A 23,120-nucleotide genomic window follows, 5' to 3' on the forward strand; every position below is an offset into this window, starting at 1 on the left:
TTTTTTCTAGATTTAAACGGAGCCATTCAATGAAGGCAACAACGATTTCACATATTAACTCAAGAAGTATCTCTGAGCCATGGGTAATTCGTCAACCGGAAGACAGCGTAGCGTTTCACCATTCACGGATACGGTATAATTTTTCGGATTAACCATAATCGTTGGCGTTTCTCCATTTAAAATCATATCTTTTTTGCTAGCTGCACGACAGCCCGTCACTGGCTTTAAAGATTTACTGAGCCCCAGAGGGGAAAGGGTACCAGCATCAATAGAGGCCTGGGACACAAAGGTTGCACAAATGGCAGAACGTGCTTTGCCATAGCTCCCAAACATCGGTCTGTACATATAGGGCTGTGGTGTCGAGATCGTGGAGTTCGGATCTCCCATTACACTATGCATAATCATGCCGCCCTTAATAACAAGTTCGGGTTTAACTCCGAAAAAAGCGGGTTTCCATAACACAAGATCCGCCATTTTACCGACTTCAATCGATCCTACATATGTTGAAATGCCATGAGTAATTGCAGGGTTAATCGTATATTTGGCAATATATCGTTTCACACGATTGTTATCCGCCTGGGTATCTCCGGTAAGCGAACCGCGTTGTTTTTTCATTTTATCCGCCGTTTGCCAGGTTCGGATTGCCACCTCACCTACACGGCCCATCGCCTGTGAATCTGAACTAGTCATACTGATTGCACCGATATCATGTAATATATCTTCCGCACCAATTGTTGTCTCCCGAATCCGCGAAGCGGCAAAGGCGACATCCTCCGGAATTTTGGGATCAAGATGATGGCAGATCATTAGCATATCCAGATGCTCATCGACGGTATTTCGGGTATAAGGCATGGTTGGACTGGTGGAAGAAGGCAGGACATTCGGCATGGAAGCAACACGTAACAAGTCCGGCGCGTGACCACCGCCCGCACCTTCGGTATGGTAGGTATGAATGGCGCGACCATTGAACGAACGCAAACTGTCCTCCACATATCCGGCTTCATTCAGCGTATCGGTATGGATATTGACCTGAATATCATACTGTTCTGCCACGCTTAAACATTTGTCGATAACATATGGTGTGCTTCCCCAGTCTTCGTGAATTTTCAGTCCGCCAACACCAGCAAGTACTTGTTCCATCAACGCTTCAGGTCTGGAACTATTACCTCGGCCAAGCATCACAAAATTCATCGGAAGTGAATCAAGCGCCTGCAGCATGCGTTCAATATGCCACACCCCTGAGGTACAGTTAGTAGCGAGTGTGCCCGTGGCCGGGCCGGAGCCTCCACCAACCATCGTGGTAATCCCACTTTGCAACGCAATTTCAATTTGCTGCGGAGAGATGAAATGCACATGGCTGTCTACACCGCCAGCGGTTACAATCAAATTTTCACCAGAGATCACTTCTGTACCTACCCCAATAACCATGTCAGGATCGACACCATCCATCACAAATGGATTTCCCGCTTTGCCAATGCCTCGGATCAGTCCGTCCTTAATGCCAATATCGGCTTTGACAATTCCCCATGTATCCACAATAACAACGTTGGTAATGACCGTATCCAGAACGCCTTCGCTACGCGTTGCTAGAGGATGCTGTCCCATGCCATCCCTGACCGTTTTACCTCCGCCAAAAACACACTCGTCTCCATACACAGTAAAGTCTTTTTCAATCTCGATTTTTAACGAGGTGTCCGCGAGCCGGATCCGATCTCCGGTCGTGGGGCCATACATGCTTGCATATGTCGCACGATCAATGGTGTTCATCATTCAACCCTCCCGTTGGTTAACCCGGCGAATCCATGGATTTCCTTCGTTCCACCGATTTCAACCAGCGTAATGTCATGAACGTCTCCCGGTTCGAAGCGGACGGAAAGACCTGAAGCGATATCCAGCCGATATCCTTTAGTACCTTCGCGGTCAAATGATAGAGCGGGGTTCGTTTCAAAAAAATGAAAGTGTGATCCGACCTGAATGGGGCGGCTGCCTGTATTGGTCACGGAACGGGTAATGCGTTTGCGGTCAGGCAGCAGGACAATTGGGTCATCCGCAAATTCATACTCACCGGGGATAATCGAACCATCGATCCGGGCAACAGGCTCATGTACAGTCACCAGCTTCGTTCCATCGGGGAACGTGGCTTCAATCTGAACTTCACTCAGCAACTCGGCTACGCCATCCATTACCTGGTTTGCTGATAAAAGGTGACGAGCTTCTTCCATGAGTTGTTTTACGGTTTTCCCATCCCGTGCACCCTCTACGACAAAACCTGAGATATAGGCAGCGGCTTCCGGATAATTCAACTGAACGCCACGTTTCAGCCGCTTTTCAGCCATATCTGCAGCAAGGTACATCAGTAATTTTTCACGTTCCTGTACAGTTAAATGCATAGTCAGCAACTCCTTCGCTGAGTTAAAATGAGAAGAAATAACAGGCTTGGTTCCATGTAATCTTTTTCCAATCATTGCTTATGTTTGAAAATGTAACATGGTTGTGGAGGGGAGTCAAACAAGAATGTCAAACAACATAACATCAGAAGATTGATTTGTGCAGGATTACAAATGGTTTTTAATGAAAAGGTGTTGAACACAATATTTGCACAGAGATGGGTGGGGCATGATGAAACTTCAGAATGCACAGATCGTTGCGAAGAATCGGTTACATAACGCTATACTTTACCTTAGTTGAGAGGAGGGATCAGATGGATTGGCTGATGAGAATGAATCGTGCTCTAGATCATATTGAAACGAATCTATCCAACGAAATCAGTTTAAATGACGTTGCGCAGTGTGCTTCTTGTTCTTCATATCAGTTTCAGAGGATGTTCTCGTTCATTACGAATGTTCCACTGGCTGAATATATTCGAAGAAGACGGCTTACAATGTACCGTTTTCCCTGGTTTCGTGGTTTAATAGTGAGGTGTTTATACCCTTAAAGGTCAGGATGTTAATATGAGCAAATATATAATTGGAATAGATCTGGGCGGCACCAATATTAAATCCGCTGTGTTTAATACAACATTTAAGAAGATTCACGAACGAAGTGATGCCACGGAAGCCGATGAAGGCCCGATTCATGTGTTAAATAGAATGGCGAACATTACGCAAGAAATGATGGCGGCCGAAGGAATCCATTCAGATGAGGTGAACTGCATGGGGATAGGTGTGCCAGGCTTATTAGACCCACAAACGGGCTTATCTATATTTTCGCCTAATTTCCCCAGATGGGAGAATATCCATGTAGTGAATCACATGAACAACCATTTCGATTTCCCCATTTTTATCGACAATGATGTACGCGTTAATCTATATGGTGAATGGCTGTTTGGTGCCGGTGTCGGTTGCCGCAACTTGGTATTACTCACCTTAGGAACCGGTCTGGGCTCTGGAATCGTTAATGACGGGAAAGTAATCTACGGAGCAACCTCAAGTGCTGGGGAAATTGGACACATGAATATGTATAGGGAAGGCCGTGCTTGTCGTTGTGGGAGTTCAGGCTGCCTGGGCAGATATGTATCTGCCGTTGGGATGGTTCGAACGTTGACGGAAAAGCTGGAGGCAGGCCGATCCAGTATGATTAAGGAGTGGGTGGAAGGAGATCCGTCCAGAATTACCGCTCATATGATTTCGAATGCGTATGACCTTGGCGATACACTTGCTGTTGAAGTCATGCACGAAACAGGAGAGATATTGGGTTTCGGCCTTTCTAATGTGATAAATATGTTGAATCCCGAAATGATTATCGTAGGTGGCTGCATGTCCGCAGCTGGTGATCGTCTCCTTAATTCCGTACGTAATACCGTTAGAAATCACTCATTAAAGCTCTCTTCAGGAGCTTGTACCATCGTGCAAGCTAAATTGGGTGGACAAGCGGGCATGATCGGTGCTGCCGCATATGCGAATCACAGACTACTTTCGAACACCGGAATGTAACTTGGAAGTTACTAAATACACCTTTAAAAGCCGCTTTTACAGCGGTTTTTTTGTTGTTTCTGATCCAATGAATTTAATCGTTTGTTCTTTGATCTTTGAATTGTTTGGGTGTACATCCCGTATACGTTTTAAACACTTTCGCAAAGTAACTCTGATCGTAAAAGTTTAAAAGCGTAGAAATCTCCGCTAACGTATAGTGAGAATACGTCAACAGATTTTGCGCCTCTTCAATTTTCGTTTTCAAAATAAACTGCGAAATGGAGATGCCGACTTCTTTTTTGAACAGATTGGACAAATAATTCGGATTCAACGAAGTGATTTCAGCCAGTTGTGAGATCGTAATCCGCTCATTTAAATGGTTAAAGATATAGTTTTGACATATGTTAATCGGTTTCGAGTATTTGTGTTTTTTACTACGCTTCACACGTTCCGCAAAATCAAGCAGAGCAACCTCCATTAAATCCTCAACCGCTTGGCTGTCGGTTAAGTCCTCAATTTTAAGGATATAAAAATCACTAAGATTATAAGCAATCTCTTGAAAAACACCACCTTCTACCGCTGATCTTGTCGCAAGCGTGATCAGTGAGATCGCCAGATTCTTTTGACTACGCAAATAACTCGTCTTGGACAACACACTCTTTTTGCCTTGTTTGTGAATGGTATGAAAGGATTCCAGCACCTTATCGGTTCTGCCCAAGCGAATGAAATCAAATACTTTTTTCTCTTTATCGATTTCCGTGTGAACGAGATTATTTTGACGGTCGTCTATGATTTGCTTATACGGTTGCTCGATTTCCAGCGTTTTTCTCCAACGCTCATCCTCATTTTTCATCAAGATTTCGTCCAGCGTTAGCTTTTCCTGATAGAGCATGAAATACATCGCCATACTAAGATTAATTAATTTAAACGTACTCATCACAGGGACTCCGTCGTAATATTTCTTCATTTCATGATGATCCGCTTTGGCTAACAAATCACTTAGAGTCACACGAATAATTTCCTCTGTCATTTTAAAATTAATAATCGGGCCTACAATGATGATTCCTTTCCACTGATGATCCGCATGAATACGTATGGCGAAAAATTTCTCCAAATACATTGTTTCACGAAGGACAGGGAGTTGCTCGATTGGCATGCTGGAAAACAGGTCTGTCATGATCTTATATTCGGAGGGGAATAAGGGGTTACACCGGAAATCCACTGGGGTGACCTGATAGACTAGCTTGTATTCATTATCAAAATAGTAGACGGGTACATTGTATAAATGATGTGTCATATTACATATATATTCAAGGTTTTCATCACAAAAGTTAGGCATCACCAAGCCTCCGTTTCAATCTAAGAACTGAAAAACACATGTGAATATTCCTATTTACATGTGAAACTTACCATATGAAACCTCACAAGACCGATTATAATTTGTCATGAAATCGATTTCAAGCACGGATTTAAGGGGGATCAGCTACTCAGCCAATATAACACATGACCTATACCCTGAATTGAGAGCGTTATCAAAAGATCAGATTCATCTTGTAATAAAATTCGACAATAGTTATTCCAAATTTTGAATAAAGAGGTGGATTTTTATGCGTCCTTTCGGATATAAGGATAAATTCGGTTATTTGTTTGGTGATTTTGGAAACGATTTCTTTTTCGCGCTAGTTGGCTCATTTTTGATGGTCTATTACACGGATGTATTTCATATTAACCCGGCAGCGGTCGGAGGATTATTCCTGTTAGCTCGTTTGTGGGATGCCATAGCGGATGTCTCGTGGGGGCGTTTTGTTGATACGCGTAAAGCAAGCAAACACGGTAAATTCAAACCATGGATTTATCGCATGTCATTTCCGCTTGTGATCTCCGGGGTACTCATGTTTGTTTACATTCCCGGAATGTCCGATGGATTTTATCTCGCTTACGCTTATGTTACTTACATTCTGTGGGGAACGCTCTACAGCACCGTTAACATTCCTTACGGTTCCATGGCTTCAGTCATTACTGCTGACCCAGTAGAACGAACCGTGCTGTCTACATGGAGATCGCTTGGAGCAACATTGGCGCAATTATTTGTAGGCGTGGTGGGCCCGTTGCTGTTGTTTGTTAATAACGAAGCGAATGCAAGCCGTTTTTTCCTGGGAGCTGTTATTTTTGGAATATTGTCCATTGCTTCTTATATGGCGTGTTATAAATTATCGCTCGAACGTGTTATCCCGGATATGAATGAGAAGCCAAATACCAATTTGAGAAAAACACTATATGGCCTTTTGAAAAATAGACCGCTTATCGTCTTCCTGATCGGATCGCTCATTTTCTTAATTAATTTAATGTTGCTGGGCACGGTTAATACGTATTTGTTCAAAGACTATTTCGGTAACGCGCAATTACTTAGTGTGTTCAGTCTGGTGCAAGCTGCGCCTATATTTATCGGAATGCCGTTAATCAAACCACTCGTAGCAAAGTTCGGGAAAAAAGAAGTTGCCGCTGCTGGCTTTTTACTCTCAACGCTCGTTTACTTGCTTCTCTATTTCATTCCGAATCTTTCCGCTATTCAATACATGGCGATTCTGTTCATTGGCTTGTTAGGATACGCTCTGTTCAATCTAATCAGCTGGGCGTTTATCACAGATTTGGTTGACTATCACGAACATGTTACAGGACTCCGAGAGGATGCGACGATATATTCCATCTATTCCTTTTCGCGTAAAGTCGGGCAGGCCGTTGCAGGTGGTATTGGCGGGGTAGCTATGGCGGCTGTTGGCTATAATGCTACACTGCATGTGCAAACAACACGTACACTTGAAGGCATTTATTTCTTGGCAACACTTGTTCCAGCTATGGGCCTATTTCTCGTATTTATCTGCATTGCTTTCCTGTATCCATTAAACAAAAAACGTACAGCACAACTTGTAAGCGATATCAAGGCAAAACGAATGAACTGATACCCGAGACCTGTTTCACAACGTGCATAAGTCAGGAGGTAGAGGAAGCACCTATTTTATAGAGAATGAAGGAGTGTTCATATGTTATACCCTATTTTGACCGAGACACGTAATCTAATCGATCTGAATGGAATCTGGAATTTCAAATTGGATGCCGGAGAGGGATTTCAGGAAAATTGGCAAAAGGCAAAACTCCAAGATCCGATGCGCATGGCTGTCCCAGCTTCATATAACGACATCGGAGTAAGCGCCAAAATTCGGGACCATGTAGGCTGGGTCTGGTACGAGCGGGAGATCACGCTACCGAGTGTGATGAATGAAGAGAGAGTTGTTTTGCGCTTTGGCTCCGTTACTCATATGGCCAAAGTGTATGTGAACGGGGAATTTGTTACCCAGCACAAAGGCGGATTTTTACCTTTTGAAGCTGAAATAAACCGTTACCTGCACACAGGGAAGAACCGCCTGACCGTCGCTGTAAATAATATTGTGGATGAAACAACACTACCCGTTGGCTCCATTGTTGAGAAACAACATTCAGATGGGCAAACAACGGTGCACAATCTGCCGAACTTTGATTTTTTCAACTATGCCGGTCTGCATCGCCCTGTAAAAATATACACAACACCAACGACCTATGTTAAGGACGTCACGATCGTAACCCAATTGGATGGACAGGTTCATTATTCCATTGATGTGGTTGGCTCTGCGTCGGTTAAAGCTGAAATTATCGATGAATCCGGCTTTTTGGTTGCAGCATCCGAAGGCGAATCGGGCACAATGATTATATCAGATGTTAGACTCTGGGAGCCGCTGAATGCCTACTTATACACGTTGCGCGTAGAACTGCAAACCGAAGGGGAAACCATAGATGTATATGAACAGCCATTCGGGGTGAGAAGTGTAGAAGTGAAAGAAGGCAAGTTCCTGATTAATGATAAACCCTTTTACTTCAAAGGGTATGGCAAACATGAGGATACGACTATTCATGGCAGGGGATTTAATGAGGCCGCCAATGTGCTTGATTTTAATCTCATGAAATGGTCGGGAGCCAACTCCTTCCGAACTGCACACTATCCATATTCGGAAGAAGTGATGCGACTGGCTGATCGGGAAGGATTTGTTGTGATTGATGAGGTGGCCGCAGTTGGCATGCATCTGAACATGCTGGTTGTGCATCGCGGGGGCGTGCTGAAGAACACATGGGATGAACTTGATACGTTCGAACATCATGAGGATGTCATTCGGGAACTCATTGAGCGGGACAAAAATCATCCCTGTGTGGTCATGTGGAATATCGCTAACGAGCCTGCCTCTGAAGAAAAGGGAGCCTATGAATATTTTAAACCGCTGATTGATCTAACGAGAGAATTAGATCCACAGAAACGTCCGGTGACTATTGTTACTCAAATGGAATCTTCACCAGAAAAAGATCAGATTGCAGAGCTGTTGGATATACTCACTTTCAACCGATATTACGGCTGGTATGTGGATGGTGGGGATTTGCACGCCGCCAAGGAAAAGCTTCGTGCCGAATTCAATGGCTGGCTAAAGCGATGCCCGAACAAACCTTTCATGATGACCGAGTACGGGGCAGACACGGTTGCCGGATTGCACGATGTTGAACCTGTCATGTTTACGGAGGAATACCAAGTGGAATTTTACAAAGCCAACCATGAAGTATTCGATGAATTTGAGCAATTTGTCGGTGAACAAGTATGGAATTTTGCTGATTTTGCCACCAGTCAGGGAATTATCCGTGTGCAAGGCAATAAAAAAGGCATTTTCACACGGGATCGCAAACCGAAAGCTATCGCACATGAACTGAAAAGACGGTGGACGAGTATCCCTGATTTTCATTATAAGGGCTAAGAACGAAGCGGGAATATGTACGTGAAGCAATCCGAGTGATCAAGAAGTAATTTTAGTGATCAAGTCATTCTAGTGATCAATAGGTAAGCCAGCTAATCAATATGGTTAGCTGGCTCTTTTTTATTTAGTAGCAGTGATAACACAGGTTGTAGGAGCAGGTCAGGAGGCGGCATCAGAATCGGTAGTTGGTGTCCTTAATCCTCTGTATCCGCTCCTTCAAACAACTGCTGAATCATCTTATCTTTGTTATTCAAAAATTCCTTCATGATCAAGAAATGATCGGTTTCCTCCAAGATCTGTACCTCGATGCCTTCCGGTGTCAGGTTATAGATCTGCGCATCAGGATAAGCCATCAGAATAGGAGAGTGGGTAGCAATAATAAATTGTGAATTTTGCTCTACCAGCTCATGAATTCTGGCAAGCATGGCCATCTGGCGAAGCGGCGATAATGCCGCCTCAGGCTCGTCCAGAATATAAAGACCATGACCGCCAAACCGATGAACAAACGTGGAAAAAAACGACTCTCCATGGGATTGCTCATGCAACGATTTCCCTCCATATGAATCCTTGATGGGAGCACCATAGGAAGGCTCACGATCCAACTCATCAATGGTTGTAGCCAGATTATAATAACTCTCGGCCCTGAAAAAGAAACCGTCCTTGGGACGCCGTGTGCCTTTGACTAATTGAATATGCTCATACAAGTTCGAATGCGTGGCTCGGGTAGAAAACGTAAAGTTCATCGTGCCGCCTTCGGGATTGAATCCCCATGACACGGCAATCGACTCCATTAACGTAGACTTGCCCATCCCGTTTTCACCAACAATGTACGTAACTTTGGGATGAAAATCCATCGTATGCAGGTTACGAATAACGGGTAAGTCAAACGGATACTCATCATAAGTAGCAATTTGATTCCGTTTAAGCTGTATTTGCCTCAAATAGGCTGGAGATCCTTTCAATTTCACTTCACCTCTTATATCTGTACATCATAACGATCGCGAAGGACTGACAAATGATGTAGCTCGTGTCCAGTAATCACATAAGCAATGGAACGAGTAGATGCCGTGTTATCATTGACCTGCCCCATACGCATCCAAGCTTCTGGACTCAAGCGGCGGAGCAGTACAATGGTGGAATACCGTACCGCTGCATATTCTTCAGCCAGATCAACCACGCTATAAGCTTCAAAAGGGTGACCTTCCATAAGTGTGTCCTGATCATATCCTGGAAGAGAGGTCTTGTCTCCTCTGGCGATGCGTAACAAACGGCTGCTCATAATTCGCTCATTATCAATAAGGTGACCAAATACTTCTTTAACGCTCCATTTCCCTTCATCATAGCGGTAATTGGCTTGTTCCTCTGATAATGCGCGAATTGCGCTCTCCACACGTTCCGCTTGCTTTTGTAATAACTCAATGACATTTCCTTCAGGAACAAGGTGGATGTATCCTTCGTAGAAAGCAGCGTATTCTTCTTGACTCGGTCTTTCGTTCATATTAACTCTCCTTTAGTGGGCATCATTTTTTGTTTATTTTACCATTAATCCAAGGTAGAACCGAAGAAAACTACAACAACTGATCTCATATGAGGATTGATCAATAATCGGTCAGGATAAATCATTGAATGAATGTGTTAGAAACCTTATCGTAAATTATAAGATAACGTTACCAATTCACTAAGAAACGTGGAGAAACAAACAAGTCTGTTTCAGAGGTGCAGATGCTCATTAAGACTCACTGATGTTTGAATCGCTTAGGCGATACACCTGTTATTTGTTTGAATTGCCGACAGAAATGTTCGACATTACGGTACCCGCATCTGTCCGCAATCTCTGCAACCGTATAGGGATGGTGTCTAAGGTACTCTTTAGCCAAGCGAATTCGGCTATGGATGACATCATCTATGCAGGACAAACCGAATGATTTCTTATAAATGAGTTGCAGGTATCCCGGGCTGATATTCATGGTTTTGGCCATTGTAGCCACAGTCCATGGATGACTTGGATGGTTGTGAATAGCTGTCCGAAGTTTCATCAGAGGATAATGCTGCGGGCCAATATTTTTTTGCACATAAGATTCAAGCAGTTTGTTAAACAATGTGCGAAGCAAATAATCGATGGATGATTCCTTGTAGCCTTTCTGGAGAGAATGCTCTGCGACAAGTAATTGAAACAGCTTATGACAATATTCAGGATCATCCAATGCAAAAGGCTCGCCCAGAGGGAGAGATGTTTCGGTTACATAGAGCTCGTCACTTGCAAAACGTATCCAATCGTTCACATATTGGTCTGAGCAAGCGCGATAGTATATTTTCGAGTAGGGCGGATACAGAACAGCACAATAGGGCGGGAATTCTTCCAGTTGACCTTTAACCCAGAACAGTGCCGGAGTCTGCGTAATGACCAACAGCCAGCAATCATGACCTTCAGGTATATCAAACACAAATGGACCGTGATGCTCAGCATCATATTCAACGTAATAAATCGTATTCATCGTATTTCACCTTTACCATGCGTATTGTGAATCTCGTCTACGTGTACATCGAAACGCCATTGAAACATGAACATGCTCGGTGTCTCCTAATTATACGAAAGTTATCTTGACAAATCTAAACAAGGGGTGCATTTTCCAATGAAAAAACAAGGTTTAAACCCTTATCTCCCATCATGGGAGTACGTGCCTGACGGCGAGCCTTATGTGTTTAACGACAGAGTATACGTCTACGGGTCACATGATCGGTTTAACGGACATGCGTTTTGTCTGAACGATTATGTATGCTGGTCCGCACCTGTAGATGACCTTGGGAACTGGCGCAATGAGGGAGTTATTTATCAAAAAACAGATGATCCGCTGAACCCCGACGGTCATATGTGCCTTTATGCCCCCGATGTGACACTCGGCCCCGATGGTCGTTATTATCTATATTATGTACTTGATAAAGTGCCTGTTGTTTCTGTAGCGGTATGCGATTCGCCTGCGGGTAAATATGAATTCTATGGATATGTTCAATATACAGACGGCACTCGGCTTGGCGAACGAGAAGGGGATGAGCCGCAGTTCGATCCAGGTGTGCTGACAGAAGGAGAGCTCACTTATCTCTACACGGGCTTCTGTGCACCCGGTGACCGTTCCAGACATGGAGCAATGGCGACAGTGCTTGGCCCCGATATGCTAACGATTGTAGAGGAACCGGTATTTATAGCCCCAAGTCAGCCATATAGTGATGGAAGCGGATATGAAGGACATGAATTTTTTGAAGCTCCTTCGATTCGCAAAAGGGGAGACCTCTACTACCTCGTATACTCCTCGGTCGTCATGCATGAATTATGTTACGCAACCAGTACGTCTCCAACTCAAGGCTTTGAATATCAAGGTGTAATTGTGAGCAACTGCGATCTTCACATCGATACATACAAGCCGGCTGGAAAGCCCATGTATTATGGAGGGAACAATCATGGAAGTATCGTAGAGATCGGCGCAGAATGGTACATTTTTTACCACAGACATACGAATGGAGATGCATTTAACCGGCAGGGATGTATTGAAAAGCTTACGTTTGAAAAGGATGGCTTCATCCCTCAAGTTGAAATGACCTCTTGTGGTTCGAATGGGGAACCTTTGGAGGGTAGAGGCGAGTACCCCGCCTATCTTGCGTGCAACCTTTTTACCCAAGAAGATCAATTGTATACGGGTGGATTTGGTGCAGGTGCTTGGCTCGACAGTCGCTTTCCGAAAATTACCCAAGATGGCCGAGATGGCGACGAAGAAACCGGATATATTGCCAATATGACGGAATCTGCGACAGCTGGTTTTAAATACTTCGATTGTAAAGACATTCAACAAGTCACGATTAAGGTGCGTGGATACTGTAATGGTAGCTTTGAGGTAAAAACCGCTTGGGACGGCCCCGTCCTGGGAACCATCCCGGTACACTTCACCAACGTATGGAAGCCGTATTCAGCCGCGATTCACATTCCGGACGGTAAACAGGCCTTGTATTTTACATACCAGGGGATGGGTAGCGCGAGCCTGGCTTCATTTGAACTGAATTAACTTCATTTGTTTCAAAAGTTCCAAGCAGTCAGTGGTGAGGGCACTCATCCTTGAGCTGCTTTTTTCTTTTTCACATGGAATCGCGTTTCATTTAAACAGTACGTTCTTCTCCATCTTTGCGCATTATTGTTCTTGCGTAAGACTCATCACATCCTGCTGGGCATGCACGCGAAATTCACTTGGCGCAATGCCTGTCCACCGTTTGAACTGGCGGCTAAAATGTGCATTCGTTTTGTATCCGAGCATCATGGCAATATGATCAATATTCAGATCCGTTTGTTTTAATAGCCGCTGTGCTTCGTTCAGTAATGTTTCGGATAAATACTTGCGCGGCGCCTGACCGTACACTTCTCGGAAAATTCGATTGACCTGTGACGTGCTCAAGTTGAGCGATTTTGCAATATCCTGAATCCAGGTTCTATCCGTTTCTTGAATCTCACTATGTAGATGGATATATCTTACCGAGTCCTCGATATACTCAGCGATCTGATGGGCAATCGCCTCTTTTCTGGATACAGTAACGGATGCGTTTTCCGATAACTGTCCAACTAGCGAGCCAAGAAGCTCAAATACAGCGGCATGCACCTTCATTTGTTTCGAGGAGGATAAGGATTCAGACAAATGCTCTGTGGACAGATCATACAACGTAGAGAGGATCGGGGACATCGCCATGGCCAGATTCGATGTTGCTGGATAGTAGGTGTCTTTGCTGCGGTTGAGTTCCCGGCAAAAAGAAGTATCGTGCACACTGAAATGAACTGAAAAATAGGTAAACCCTTCTGGCCCTGCCCCTGTGCAAGCATGGGTGATTCCCGGACGAATGAACAAAAGATCTCCTTTGGACTGCTGATTCAATTTTCCATTGATCACCATGCTCATCTGACCCTCCATCATCCAATGAATTTCATACATCGAATGTTCATGGGATGGATATGTCCAGTTCGAATCTGCTTTTCTGGCATGCAACCCCATTAATTGGAACGACAGACGAACATCAGGCAAACGGCCTAAATACATCCCTTCTGAATGCTTCGCCACAGCAAGTCCCCCTCATCCTGTACAATTTTTAAGATTGTTTATGTTTGAACTAACCCTTTACACAAAAACGGAGAGGACAGAAAAAACCTGAAAAAGCGAAGCGGTCGCCTTTATCACCGGATTTTCACCTTACAAGGGGAATTAAAAAAATCTGGGGATAACAGCGATTGGAAGGTTATTCTGTCATCGGAGTGTCTGTGTAAATCAGCTCCTTGTGAAACTGATATCCTTATCTTAACAGAAAGTTGATGCGTGAAAAGGGTAAATGGTCGGAGTGATTAGAACATCGTCATGAGACATGGTGAATGCTAATCTAGAATTATCAACCCAATAGGGGCACAGGAGGCACGTTTATATGCGAATTATTCGATTTCTGGATGGAGAACAGAAGTGGCTGGCAGCCGTGACGGATGATGAACAAGCCTATCGTTTGCCACAGACCGATTTCATGACCTTAATCTACCAAGCGAGAGAACAGGGCATTTCAACAGTCCAACTTGTTGAAAGCGCTTTTAAACCTGTAAACAAACTGACCGACGATTGGACAACCCTGCATATTGTCAACCCCATTGAAGCACCCGAAGTATGGGCAGCAGGTGTAACGTATCAGCGAAGCCGGGAAGCTCGTAATTATGAAGCAACGGATGGCAAGCTGGATGCGACTACCTTTTACGATAAAGTTTATGATGCAGAACGTCCGGAAATTTTTTTCAAATCCACAGCTGCTCGTACCATTGGACCCAATGAAGCGGTCACGCTCCGCAGTGATTCCACATGGCAGATTCCAGAGCCCGAGCTTGGGCTTGTGCTTGCCGCTGATGGCAGCATTGTAGGATACATCGCAGGCAATGACATGAGCTGCCGGGATATCGAAGGGGAGAACCCACTGTATCTGCCGCAGGCCAAAATATGGCGCAATTCTTGTTCTATCGGGCCAGCGATCCGGCTAGCGGAAACGGTGCAGAATCCCTATGACCTGAGCATTATTTGCGAGATCTATCGCAATGGAGAAGTCATTGTAAAAAGTGATGCTAGCACGAGTGAATTAAACCGTAAGCTGGATGAACTGGTTTCGTTTTTGGCAAGAGACAATGACTTGTTCGACGGTACAGTACTTCTGACCGGTACTAATATTGTACCGCCAAATGATTTTACACTTGAGCCAGGAGACCGTATCGAGATTTCAATCAGCAGCATCGGAACGCTAATTAATCCCGTTATTTCGAACTCGTGACAATCCGACAATTCTAAATACTAAATTCTAATGACTGATTAGAGAGGATGAAAACAATGAGCACTTTTCAGTTAGAGCAGACCTATAGCAATTTTATTAATGGAGAATGGGTGAAAGCTGCCAGTGGAAAAACAGACGCTAGCATCAACCCGGCCAATCGAAATGAAGTGGTGGGGCATGTACCTGCATCTGGCGTGGAAGACCTGAATCAAGCCGTGACAGCAGCAAAAGCAGCGGCAAAGTCATGGCGGAAGTTAACTGGCGCTGAACGAGGTAATTTTCTTTTTCAGGCGGCAAACGTACTGGAACGCAGAGCGAATGAAGTCGCAGAAGCGATGACGAGAGAAATGGGGAAAACGTTCCCTGAAGCCAAAGGAGAAACAATGCGCGGTGTTGCGATCTTAAGATATTACGCAGGTGAAGGCATGCGTAAAACGGGTGATGTCATTCCGTCCACAGACAGCGAAGCTCTAATGTTTACAACGCGTGTACCGCTTGGTGTTGTTGGTGTAATTGCACCGTGGAACTTCCCGGTAGCTATCCCGATCTGGAAAGCTGCACCTGCGTTGGTCTATGGCAATACGGTTGTTTTGAAACCTGCACAGGAGACAGCGGTTACAGCAGCCAAAGTATTGGAATGTTTTGAAGAAGCGGGCCTTCCGGCTGGCGTTCTCAACCTGGTGTGTGGTAAAGGCTCGGTAATCGGTTCTGCAATGGCTGAACATCCAGATGTGAACGGGATTACGTTTACGGGCTCCAATGAAGTGGGTAAACGGGTCGGTGCTGCTGTACTTTCTCGGGGGGCCAAATATCAGCTTGAAATGGGTGGCAAAAACCCGGTCATCATTGCAGCTGATGCTGACCTGGATTTGGCTGTGGAAGGAACGATTAGCGGTGGCCTGAAATCAACGGGTCAGAAATGCACGGCGACCAGCCGCGTAATCATTGAACGAAAAGTCTATGATGCTTTCAAGGAAAAGCTCCTGGCAAAAGTTGAGGAAATTCGTTTGGGCGATGGTATGTCTGGCGAGAGCTGGATGGGTCCATGCGCAAGTGAAGGACAGCTTAATACAGTCCTGAGTTACATTCAAAAAGGACAGGATGAGGGTGCAATACTATTAGCCGGTGGGAACAGACCGGACAGTCCTGAGCTTGCAGAAGGATTCTATGTACAGCCGACAGTATTTGAAGGTGTCGAATCCCATATGTCGATCGCTAGAGAAGAAATATTCGGCCCAGTGCTGGCCTTAATGCCTGTAGATTCCATTGAAGAAGCTATAGAGCTAGCCAATGATAGCGACTATGGATTAAGTGCTTCAATCTATACACAAAACGTTGGATCGATGCTTTCGTTTATTCGTGATATGGACGCTGGACTTGTAAGAATTAATGCGGAAACAGCGGGTGTCGAGCTACAGGCTCCATTTGGCGGGATGAAGATGTCCAGTTCCCATTCCAGAGAGCAAGGTCAGGCCGCTATTGAATTTTTCACCGCAATCAAAACCGTCTTCGTGAAATCTTAAACCGCGGGGAGGGATATCATGTACGAACAGATTCGATCCATTATGGGTGAAAATTCGCCTGATCTGAGTAACAATCAATCTGACCTCTTCACGATTCAAGCCCATGCTCCCGGGGTGGAAGGGCGTCTGCCACTAACCGATGATTTACTGCGAAACGCGCCAAGTGGCGACTTGTTCGGTATGTCTCAGAATGTGGGTATGGGTTGGAAGCCTGGAGAGTTAAATGGAAAACAGTATCTGATCTTAAGTACCCAAGGCGGTATCCGGAATGAGGATGGCAGTCCGACAGCACTCGGTTATCATACGGGGCACTGGGAAGTTGGACTGCTGATGAAAGCAGCAGCGGATGAATTGTCCAGCCGCGGTGGAATTCCTTTTGCCGGTTATGTCAGCGACCCCTGCGACGGCAGATCGCAAGGAACAACCGGTATGTTCGACTCACTGCCATACCGAAATGATGCCGCGATGGTGTTTCGCCGATTGATTCGGTCTTTGCCCACACGCAAAGGTGTGCTTGGTGTTGCAACATGTGACAAGGGACTGCCCGCTATGATGCTTGCCCTCGCAGGTATGCCACAGTTGCCAGGCGTTATTGTTCCTGGCGGTGTAACTCTTCCGCCTACGGATGGGGAAGATGCGGGCAAGATTCAGACCATTGGTGCAAGGTACTCCAATGGAGAGCTTTCTTTAGAAATGGCGTCGGAGTTAGGTTGCCGCGCTTGTGCGACACCAGGCGGAGGCTGTCAGTTTCTAGGAACAGCGGCAACCGCGCAGGTTGTAGCTGAGGCACTGGGCATGACTGTGCCTCATGCCGCTCTAGCGCCGTCAGGACAACCGATTTGGCTTGAGATGGCTCGGCAATCCTCGCGTGCGCTGATCCAAATGGAGACTCAAGGAATGAAAATGGCAGATGTTATCACCAATGCATCAATTCGCAATGCCATGGTAGTACATGCAGCTTTCGGCGGATCTACCAATCTGCTGCTTCACATTCCTGCCATTGCACATGCAGCCGGTTTAACCTTGCCCGATGTACAGGACTGGATTCAGGTCAATAAACATGTGCCGAGACTGGTGAGTGCATTGCCAAATGGCCCGATCTTTTACCCAACCATTCGGGTTTTTCAGGCAGGTGGTGTACCGGAAGCTATGCTTCACCTTAGACGTCTTGGTTTGTTGGATGAAAGTGTGAAGACGGTAACAGGAACATCTCTTAGCCACGTCATGGATTGGTGGGAGTCGTCTGAGCGTCGTCATGTTATGCGAAAACAATTGCAAGAGGTCGATGGCATCGATCCGGACAGTGTCATTATGAGTGCGGAACACTCCCAGCGGCTGGGCATTTCCTCTACTGTGACATTTCCAACGGGCAATATTGCTCCTGAAGGCTCTGTTATCAAATCTACGTCCATTGACCCGGATGTACTCGATGAACAAGGAGTATATCGTCACAGGGGGTTGGCCAAGGTATTTACCACTGAACGTGAAGCCATCCGTGCAATTAAAACAGGTGGAATAGTCGCGGGTGATATTATAGTCCTGCTTGGACGTGGGCCATCTGGAACAGGGATGGAGGAAACGTATCAACTTACTTCTGCACTTAAACATCTTTCCTTTGGAAAACATGTTTCGCTCATTACCGATGCCCGCTTCTCCGGTGTATCTACCGGTGCATGCATTGGTCATGTTGGACCGGAAGCGCTTGCCGGCGGTCCCATCGGAAAGTTGCGAAACGGTGATTTAATTGACATTGTCGTAGATCGGAACACGCTGGATGGAAGTGTTAATTTTGTCGGAGCGGAGGGGATCGAAGTTTCTCCCGAAAAAGGAGCATTGATCCTGGCACAGCGGCCTTTTCATCCGGATATGCGACCAGACCAAGCACTGCCTGACGATACACGCTTGTGGGCAGCGCTGCAATCGGTCAGTGGAGGCACCTGGAGAGGGAATATATACGATGTAGACCGCATCATAACTGCACTTGAGGCTGGCAAAAAGGCGCTCGGTTGGAACTGAGACCCTGCAATCAACGCATTCTTTTACCATGTGCTAGCCAGCAATGTTTCATAGCTATTACTTTTACCGGAGGTTGCTTTCATGAATACAACCACAACCATGATTACCAATCCAATCCTCACCGGCTTTCATCCCGATCCTTCCATATGCCGGGCAGGAGAAGATTATTATATTGCCACATCCACCTTCGAGTGGTTCCCAGGTGTCCGCATTCATCACTCCAAGGATTTAGTTCACTGGCATGCGTTACCTTCACCATTGACGCGAAAATCCCAGTTAAACATGGAGGGGAATATCAACTCTGGAGGCGTATGGGCACCTTGTCTCAGCTATGATCACGGTATGTTTTATCTAATATATACGGATGTGAAGAGTAGAATAGGTGCTTTTAAAGATACTCACAACTACCTCGTGACCGCAACAAATATCGAAGGGCCATGGTCTGAACCAATCTATCTGAACAGCAGCGGCTTTGATCCTTCTCTGTTTCATGATGAAGATGGACGTAAGTGGCTGGTAAACATGATTTGGGATCATCGTAAGGGCAAAAACCGCTTTGCAGGTATTGTACTTCAGGAGTATTCGGTTCAGGAGCAGAAGCTGGTCGGAAGTGCTATCAACATTTTTAAAGGAACAGAACTGGGACTGACAGAGGCACCACATCTTTATAAACACAATGGTTATTATTATTTAGTAACCGCTGAAGGCGGAACAGGTTATGAGCATGCTGTGACGGTTGCCCGTTCACGTACATTACAAGGCCCGTATGAAGTTGATCCGAACAATCCGATCCTCACATCACACGGTAGAACGGATTTACCACTGCAAAAGGCAGGTCACGGATGTCTCGTCGAGACGCACACGGGCGAATGGTACATGGCACATCTGGTGGGCAGACCTGTTCAGGAGAAACACTGTGTCCTTGGACGTGAAACGGCTCTGCAGCGCTGTACGTGGAGCGAGGATGGGTGGTTAAGGCTTGCAAGCGGGGATCGATATCCAGAACTTCAAGTATCCGCACCGAATATAAAGCCTCAGCCGTTTGAGCCGTCAGCGGAGATGGACCACTTTGATCAGAGCGAGCTTCGTAACGACTGGAACACTCTTCGTATCCCGCCGGACGCCACTTGGCTGACACTGAAGGAACGTCCTGGCTATTTACGTTTGTATGGGATGGAATCGATGAGTTCAACCCATAGACAAAGCTTGCTTGCTCGCAGACTCGAGGCTTTCGAGTGTGAAGCTGAAACGTGTCTGGAATTTGCGCCTGATTATCCACAGCAGATGGCTGGACTGATCCTCTATTACGATACGCAGGATTACCTTTACCTTAGGGTGACGCATCAAGAAGAGAAGGGACTGTGCATTGGCATCCTTCAGTCTAAATATGGGGTGTATGATGAGCTTTTGGAGGAAGATATTCCGCTACAGACAGGTAATCCAATTCGTTTAAAAGTAGTCGTCCATCATGATCGTGCCTGCTTTTACTATGCGTTAGGAGATCGTGAAGCGTCATGGAAACAGATCGGTGAGTGGACGGATATTACCCATCTATGCGATGAATCCCCGGAATACATCCGGTTCACGGGAACCTATATTGGTCTTTGTGTGCAAGATCTGGGTGGAACCCGCAAACATGCTGATTTTGATTATTTTCGTTATTCTACATCATAAAAAACGATGTAGATGGCTCCTGTTTTCACGGGGGCCATCTTTAGGTTGAGCGACAGAAGTTTAAAGCGGATAACCTAGTTCGCGTGATACATAGAGTTCAGGTATTGTAGAATCTGTGCGCTGTCCTCAATGGAAGTGCGTAATGCGATGTAGCCATCAGGACGAATCAATAAAAGTGTCTCGCTTGTAATATCGTACATTTGATAGGCATTACCTGCTGCGTCAATAATGCATTCTTCCCCTTCGACATGTGATGGCACAATGCAGTGCGTATGGAGTTCATCAAAAGTGAAGTCCATTAGAGAAAGGTGGTCTGTACGGTTTACAAAAGCGAAAAGAGTCCAGTGTGGGCCGCGCAACAGGTCAAAGACATCTCCTGTGAACTCAGCACTTTGCAGACCCTTGGCATTAGGAGCACGATCTCCAGGCATTGAACGGGTAACATTGGCTTGATGAGAGGGGAGGGTAAGAGAATTTGAACGATAAGAAATAAGAAGTCCGCTCGTTAGATCATCGGATACGGTACTTAAGGATTGGGATAATGCTCCACGTTCAGTCGCTGTCCCTAGAATCGCTCCCATTTTTTTGGTGCTATCCTCAAGCACCGCTTGTGCTACGGGACGACGTTCCTCATCATAGGTGTCAAGCAAGGTGGTGTTTGCTCCGCGTATGACGGATTCCAGTTTCCATCCTAGGTTGTAGGCGTCCTGCATCCCGGTATTCATGCCTTGCCCTCCGGCTGGCGAGTGAACATGCGCAGCGTCTCCGGCAAGAAAAACCCGACCGTTGCGGTAAGATTCAACCATTCGCACGTTGATCCGGTAGATAGATAGCCAGGAGGCATCGATAAACTGAACATGCCCAGCACCTGCCCGACGGTTAAACATATCCTGATACACTTCTAACGATGGCTTTTCCGGTTCCTTAATCTCTGACGGAATGGTAGCTTGCAGTTGCCAAATGTCGGATTTCGGTAATGGCGTTACTCCAATCATCCCTTCCGGAGAAGTCCAGATATGGATATGATCACGATCTAGTCCTTCCAAACGCACATCGCCAAGATACCAGCGTTCATGATCGTATGTATTCCCGACCAATGGATGATGGATAAATTTGCGAACACTACTTTTCCCACCATCAGCGCCAACCACATAACGGGCATGAATTTGCTCTTTTCCTTCTGGTGTATTCACCGTTACCTGCACACCCTCCAAGTCTTGAACAAGTCCTACAGCTTCCATATCCAACTCCACTTTACCGCCAAGCATCTCATATCGGTCACGTAGCGCCTTTTCCACATCAAATTGAGCAATCCAGACCGGATCTGGATAGGGTGAACCCAGTTCAGCGCTAGCTGCAACGGTAATAGAGGGCTTAACCATACTTCTGCCATCCTCGTTATAATAGCGGACAGGTAAATCTACGACACCGGTTTCCATAATGTAACGAACGGCTTCCAAATCATCAACGACTTCAAGCGAACGGGGCTGAATTCCTTTGGCACGGGACGCTAAGTTATACGAGGTGCTTCGTTCGATAATCCGATGGTCTACGTTTCGACGCGCAAGGTCACAGGCGAGTGTCAGTCCTGTAGGCCCAGCCCCAACAATAAGAACATCAACAAAAGACTGCGGCGTGTTCATAAATAAATTCCTCCTTGATCATGGATAGGTTATATAACTAAACTACACCGTGCAGTGTAGTTTGTAAAGAGGAACTCATTTTTGATAGTATAGTTTTAGGGGGGAAGCTTAAGGATGAATACTACGGAAAACAAAAAAGTACGAAAAGGCTCTTCTGACAAAAGAGCGAAAATTATTGCGGCGGCACGTGATTTGTTTCTCTCAGATGGGTTTGATCGTTCCAGCGTTGATGCGGTCGCAGCTAAAGCAGGCGTTTCGAAAAGGACAGTTTATGATTATTACGGTGACAAACAAAACTTGCTGCTTGCTGTTGTGGAAGACACAAGTTGGGCGGTTTTGGACATGATCAAACAAGGAATAACAGACTATCTCTCGGAATTCGAGGATTTGGAGCAGGCTCTTATATCCTTCTGTGAACAATTCGTAGCTTCTGCGAACGGTTCTTCTGATTACAGTGCTTTGATCCGTCTGGTTACGATGGAAGAAGCCAACCTACCCATCTCTTTTTTAGAAAAGTTAGACAATGCAACAGAGGAGGGGCTAATCAGGAGGTTTACCGAGTTGGGAGAAAACGGACTTCTTCATGTGCCCGATCCTGAACTGGCTACAAAGCATTTCGCCGCATTAACGTTTTTAATGGTATTTAATCAACCGAAAAAAATTGAAAATTTTCAGGATGAACAAACCAAGCGAATCATCACTGAAGGGGTACGTGTCTTTCTTCGCGCCTATGGGCAACACATCATTTATTATAAAAAATGAAGAATTGTCCTGATCGTTGGGTTCACTTTTTAAAGAATTACATTCTGGAGGGAGTACATATGAAGCAATACAAAGTGATTCACCCGCATAAGTCCAATTATCCAGACCCTATTGTTCTGGCTAAGGGAGATATCGTTCATTACGGAGAAGAAGATACTGAATTTCCGAACTGGATTTTTTGTGAATCTATCGAGTCTAAGAAGCGTGGCTGGGTACCCAAGCAAATACTGAGCACGCCTAATGAAGAACAAATGGCAAAAGTACAAGAAGACTACTCAGCATACGAACTAAACGTGGCTCCAGGTACGGTAGTGCAAAAAGAACGAGAACTAAACGAATGGAGCTATGTACATACAACTGAAGGGGAGAAGGGCTGGGTGCCCAACAAAGTCATCACTCCATTAGAACAATGACCCGTTGGGTTCTACGTCATAA

Annotated in this window: 18 protein-coding genes and 1 pseudogene; 11 read left to right on the forward strand and 8 right to left on the reverse strand. The window is 45.5% G+C overall.

The window, feature by feature from the left end:
- Positions 1-54 precede the first annotated feature (54 nt).
- Positions 55-1,767, reverse strand: a complete 1,713-nt coding sequence (gene ureC / locus ACT89M_RS14965; RefSeq protein WP_251504636.1) for an urease subunit alpha — start codon at positions 1,765-1,767, stop codon at positions 55-57.
- Positions 1,767-2,390 carry an urease subunit gamma gene (gene ureA, locus ACT89M_RS14970; protein WP_221788077.1) on the reverse strand — a complete coding sequence of 208 codons (624 nt, stop codon included), beginning with the start codon at positions 2,388-2,390 and terminating at the stop codon, positions 1,767-1,769. The genes ureC and ureA overlap by 1 nt, the downstream gene beginning before the upstream one ends.
- Positions 2,391-2,701: 311 nt before the next feature.
- On the opposite strand from ureA, the pseudogene ACT89M_RS14975 reads away from it, so the two are divergent.
- A pseudogene (locus tag ACT89M_RS14975) lies at positions 2,702-2,884 on the forward strand (helix-turn-helix transcriptional regulator); the annotation flags it as partial.
- A gap of 67 nt (positions 2,885-2,951) precedes the next feature.
- A complete protein-coding gene (locus ACT89M_RS14980; protein ID WP_308721777.1) occupies positions 2,952-3,932 on the forward strand; it encodes an ROK family protein in 981 nt (326 codons plus the stop codon).
- Between the two features lie 73 nt (positions 3,933-4,005).
- Here the strand turns inward: ACT89M_RS14980 and ACT89M_RS14985 are convergent, their stop codons facing one another.
- The gene (locus ACT89M_RS14985; RefSeq protein ID WP_487344722.1) at positions 4,006-5,208 is read right to left on the reverse strand and encodes an AraC family transcriptional regulator; all 1,203 of its coding nucleotides are present in this window, start codon (positions 5,206-5,208) and stop codon (positions 4,006-4,008) included.
- 310 nt (positions 5,209-5,518) lie between these two features.
- Between ACT89M_RS14985 and ACT89M_RS14990 the strand changes: the two genes are divergently transcribed.
- Together ACT89M_RS14990 and uidA are read left to right on the forward strand one after the other, a co-directional pair.
- A complete protein-coding gene (locus ACT89M_RS14990) occupies positions 5,519-6,871 on the forward strand; it encodes an MFS transporter (protein ID WP_487344723.1) in 1,353 nt (450 codons plus the stop codon).
- Between the two features lie 81 nt (positions 6,872-6,952).
- Positions 6,953-8,740 carry a beta-glucuronidase gene (gene uidA, locus ACT89M_RS14995; protein WP_487344724.1) on the forward strand — a complete coding sequence of 596 codons (1,788 nt, stop codon included), beginning with the start codon at positions 6,953-6,955 and terminating at the stop codon, positions 8,738-8,740.
- A gap of 194 nt (positions 8,741-8,934) precedes the next feature.
- On the opposite strand, the gene ACT89M_RS15000 is transcribed toward uidA, so the two are convergent.
- From ACT89M_RS15000 to ACT89M_RS15010, 3 genes are all read right to left on the reverse strand, one after another.
- Positions 8,935-9,708, reverse strand: coding sequence for an AAA family ATPase (locus ACT89M_RS15000; RefSeq protein WP_312027593.1), 774 nt, complete (start codon positions 9,706-9,708; stop codon positions 8,935-8,937).
- Positions 9,709-9,716: 8 nt separating this feature from the next.
- The gene (locus ACT89M_RS15005; RefSeq protein WP_154888862.1) at positions 9,717-10,238 is read right to left on the reverse strand and encodes a DinB family protein; all 522 of its coding nucleotides are present in this window, start codon (positions 10,236-10,238) and stop codon (positions 9,717-9,719) included.
- A 238-nt stretch (positions 10,239-10,476) separates the two neighbouring features.
- Positions 10,477-11,235: an AraC family transcriptional regulator gene (locus tag ACT89M_RS15010; protein ID WP_090916187.1), complete on the reverse strand. Its 759-nt coding sequence runs from the start codon at positions 11,233-11,235 to the stop codon at positions 10,477-10,479.
- Positions 11,236-11,373: 138 nt separating this feature from the next.
- Here ACT89M_RS15010 and ACT89M_RS15015 point away from each other — a divergent pair, with 138 nt between their 5' ends.
- Positions 11,374-12,795 (forward strand): family 43 glycosylhydrolase, encoded by a 1,422-nt coding sequence (locus ACT89M_RS15015; RefSeq protein ID WP_487344725.1) that lies wholly within the window; start codon positions 11,374-11,376, stop codon positions 12,793-12,795.
- 123 nt (positions 12,796-12,918) lie between these two features.
- Here the strand turns inward: ACT89M_RS15015 and ACT89M_RS15020 are convergent, their stop codons facing one another.
- On the reverse strand, positions 12,919-13,833 hold the full coding sequence (locus ACT89M_RS15020; protein ID WP_487344726.1) for a helix-turn-helix domain-containing protein: 915 nt from the start codon (positions 13,831-13,833) through the stop codon (positions 12,919-12,921).
- Positions 13,834-14,188: 355 nt separating this feature from the next.
- On the opposite strand from ACT89M_RS15020, the gene ACT89M_RS15025 reads away from it, so the two are divergent.
- From ACT89M_RS15025 to ACT89M_RS15040, 4 genes are all read left to right on the forward strand, one after another.
- Positions 14,189-15,067, forward strand: a complete 879-nt coding sequence (locus ACT89M_RS15025) for a fumarylacetoacetate hydrolase family protein (protein ID WP_090916193.1) — start codon at positions 14,189-14,191, stop codon at positions 15,065-15,067.
- 56 nt (positions 15,068-15,123) lie between these two features.
- Positions 15,124-16,590 carry an alpha-ketoglutaric semialdehyde dehydrogenase GucD gene (gene gucD / locus ACT89M_RS15030; RefSeq protein ID WP_487344727.1) on the forward strand — a complete coding sequence of 489 codons (1,467 nt, stop codon included), beginning with the start codon at positions 15,124-15,126 and terminating at the stop codon, positions 16,588-16,590.
- Between the two features lie 18 nt (positions 16,591-16,608).
- On the forward strand, positions 16,609-18,606 hold the full coding sequence (locus ACT89M_RS15035; protein WP_487344728.1) for a YjhG/YagF family D-xylonate dehydratase: 1,998 nt from the start codon (positions 16,609-16,611) through the stop codon (positions 18,604-18,606).
- Positions 18,607-18,687: 81 nt separating this feature from the next.
- On the forward strand, positions 18,688-20,280 hold the full coding sequence (locus tag ACT89M_RS15040; protein ID WP_487344729.1) for a glycoside hydrolase family 43 protein: 1,593 nt from the start codon (positions 18,688-18,690) through the stop codon (positions 20,278-20,280).
- A gap of 74 nt (positions 20,281-20,354) precedes the next feature.
- On the opposite strand, the gene ACT89M_RS15045 is transcribed toward ACT89M_RS15040, so the two are convergent.
- The gene (locus tag ACT89M_RS15045) at positions 20,355-21,923 is read right to left on the reverse strand and encodes an FAD-dependent monooxygenase (protein ID WP_487344730.1); all 1,569 of its coding nucleotides are present in this window, start codon (positions 21,921-21,923) and stop codon (positions 20,355-20,357) included.
- Positions 21,924-22,037: 114 nt separating this feature from the next.
- On the opposite strand from ACT89M_RS15045, the gene ACT89M_RS15050 reads away from it, so the two are divergent.
- On the forward strand, positions 22,038-22,685 hold the full coding sequence (locus ACT89M_RS15050; protein ID WP_154888836.1) for a TetR/AcrR family transcriptional regulator: 648 nt from the start codon (positions 22,038-22,040) through the stop codon (positions 22,683-22,685).
- Between the two features lie 59 nt (positions 22,686-22,744).
- On the forward strand, positions 22,745-23,098 hold the full coding sequence (locus ACT89M_RS15055; RefSeq protein WP_154888834.1) for an SH3 domain-containing protein: 354 nt from the start codon (positions 22,745-22,747) through the stop codon (positions 23,096-23,098).
- Positions 23,099-23,120: the final 22 nt, after the last annotated feature.

The organism is Paenibacillus sp. NN59 (assembly GCF_057597225.1).

Excerpts from the sequence above, each read along its gene's own strand:
- ureC (WP_251504636.1), bottom strand. The coding sequence starts at position 1,767 with ATGAACACCATTGATCGTGCGACATATGCAAGCATGTATGGCCCCACG.
- ureA (WP_221788077.1), bottom strand. The coding sequence starts at position 2,390 with ATGCATTTAACTGTACAGGAACGTGAAAAATTACTGATGTACCTTGCT.
- ACT89M_RS14980 (WP_308721777.1), top strand. The coding sequence starts at position 2,952 with ATGAGCAAATATATAATTGGAATAGATCTGGGCGGCACCAATATTAAA.
- ACT89M_RS14985 (WP_487344722.1), bottom strand. The coding sequence starts at position 5,208 with ATGACACATCATTTATACAATGTACCCGTCTACTATTTTGATAATGAA.
- ACT89M_RS14990 (WP_487344723.1), top strand. The coding sequence starts at position 5,519 with ATGCGTCCTTTCGGATATAAGGATAAATTCGGTTATTTGTTTGGTGAT.
- uidA (WP_487344724.1), top strand. The coding sequence starts at position 6,953 with ATGTTATACCCTATTTTGACCGAGACACGTAATCTAATCGATCTGAAT.
- ACT89M_RS15005 (WP_154888862.1), bottom strand. The coding sequence starts at position 10,238 with ATGAACGAAAGACCGAGTCAAGAAGAATACGCTGCTTTCTACGAAGGA.
- ACT89M_RS15010 (WP_090916187.1), bottom strand. The coding sequence starts at position 11,235 with ATGAATACGATTTATTACGTTGAATATGATGCTGAGCATCACGGTCCA.
- ACT89M_RS15015 (WP_487344725.1), top strand. The coding sequence starts at position 11,374 with ATGAAAAAACAAGGTTTAAACCCTTATCTCCCATCATGGGAGTACGTG.
- ACT89M_RS15025 (WP_090916193.1), top strand. The coding sequence starts at position 14,189 with ATGCGAATTATTCGATTTCTGGATGGAGAACAGAAGTGGCTGGCAGCC.
- gucD (WP_487344727.1), top strand. The coding sequence starts at position 15,124 with ATGAGCACTTTTCAGTTAGAGCAGACCTATAGCAATTTTATTAATGGA.
- ACT89M_RS15035 (WP_487344728.1), top strand. The coding sequence starts at position 16,609 with ATGTACGAACAGATTCGATCCATTATGGGTGAAAATTCGCCTGATCTG.
- ACT89M_RS15040 (WP_487344729.1), top strand. The coding sequence starts at position 18,688 with ATGAATACAACCACAACCATGATTACCAATCCAATCCTCACCGGCTTT.
- ACT89M_RS15045 (WP_487344730.1), bottom strand. The coding sequence starts at position 21,923 with ATGAACACGCCGCAGTCTTTTGTTGATGTTCTTATTGTTGGGGCTGGG.
- ACT89M_RS15050 (WP_154888836.1), top strand. The coding sequence starts at position 22,038 with ATGAATACTACGGAAAACAAAAAAGTACGAAAAGGCTCTTCTGACAAA.
- ACT89M_RS15055 (WP_154888834.1), top strand. The coding sequence starts at position 22,745 with ATGAAGCAATACAAAGTGATTCACCCGCATAAGTCCAATTATCCAGAC.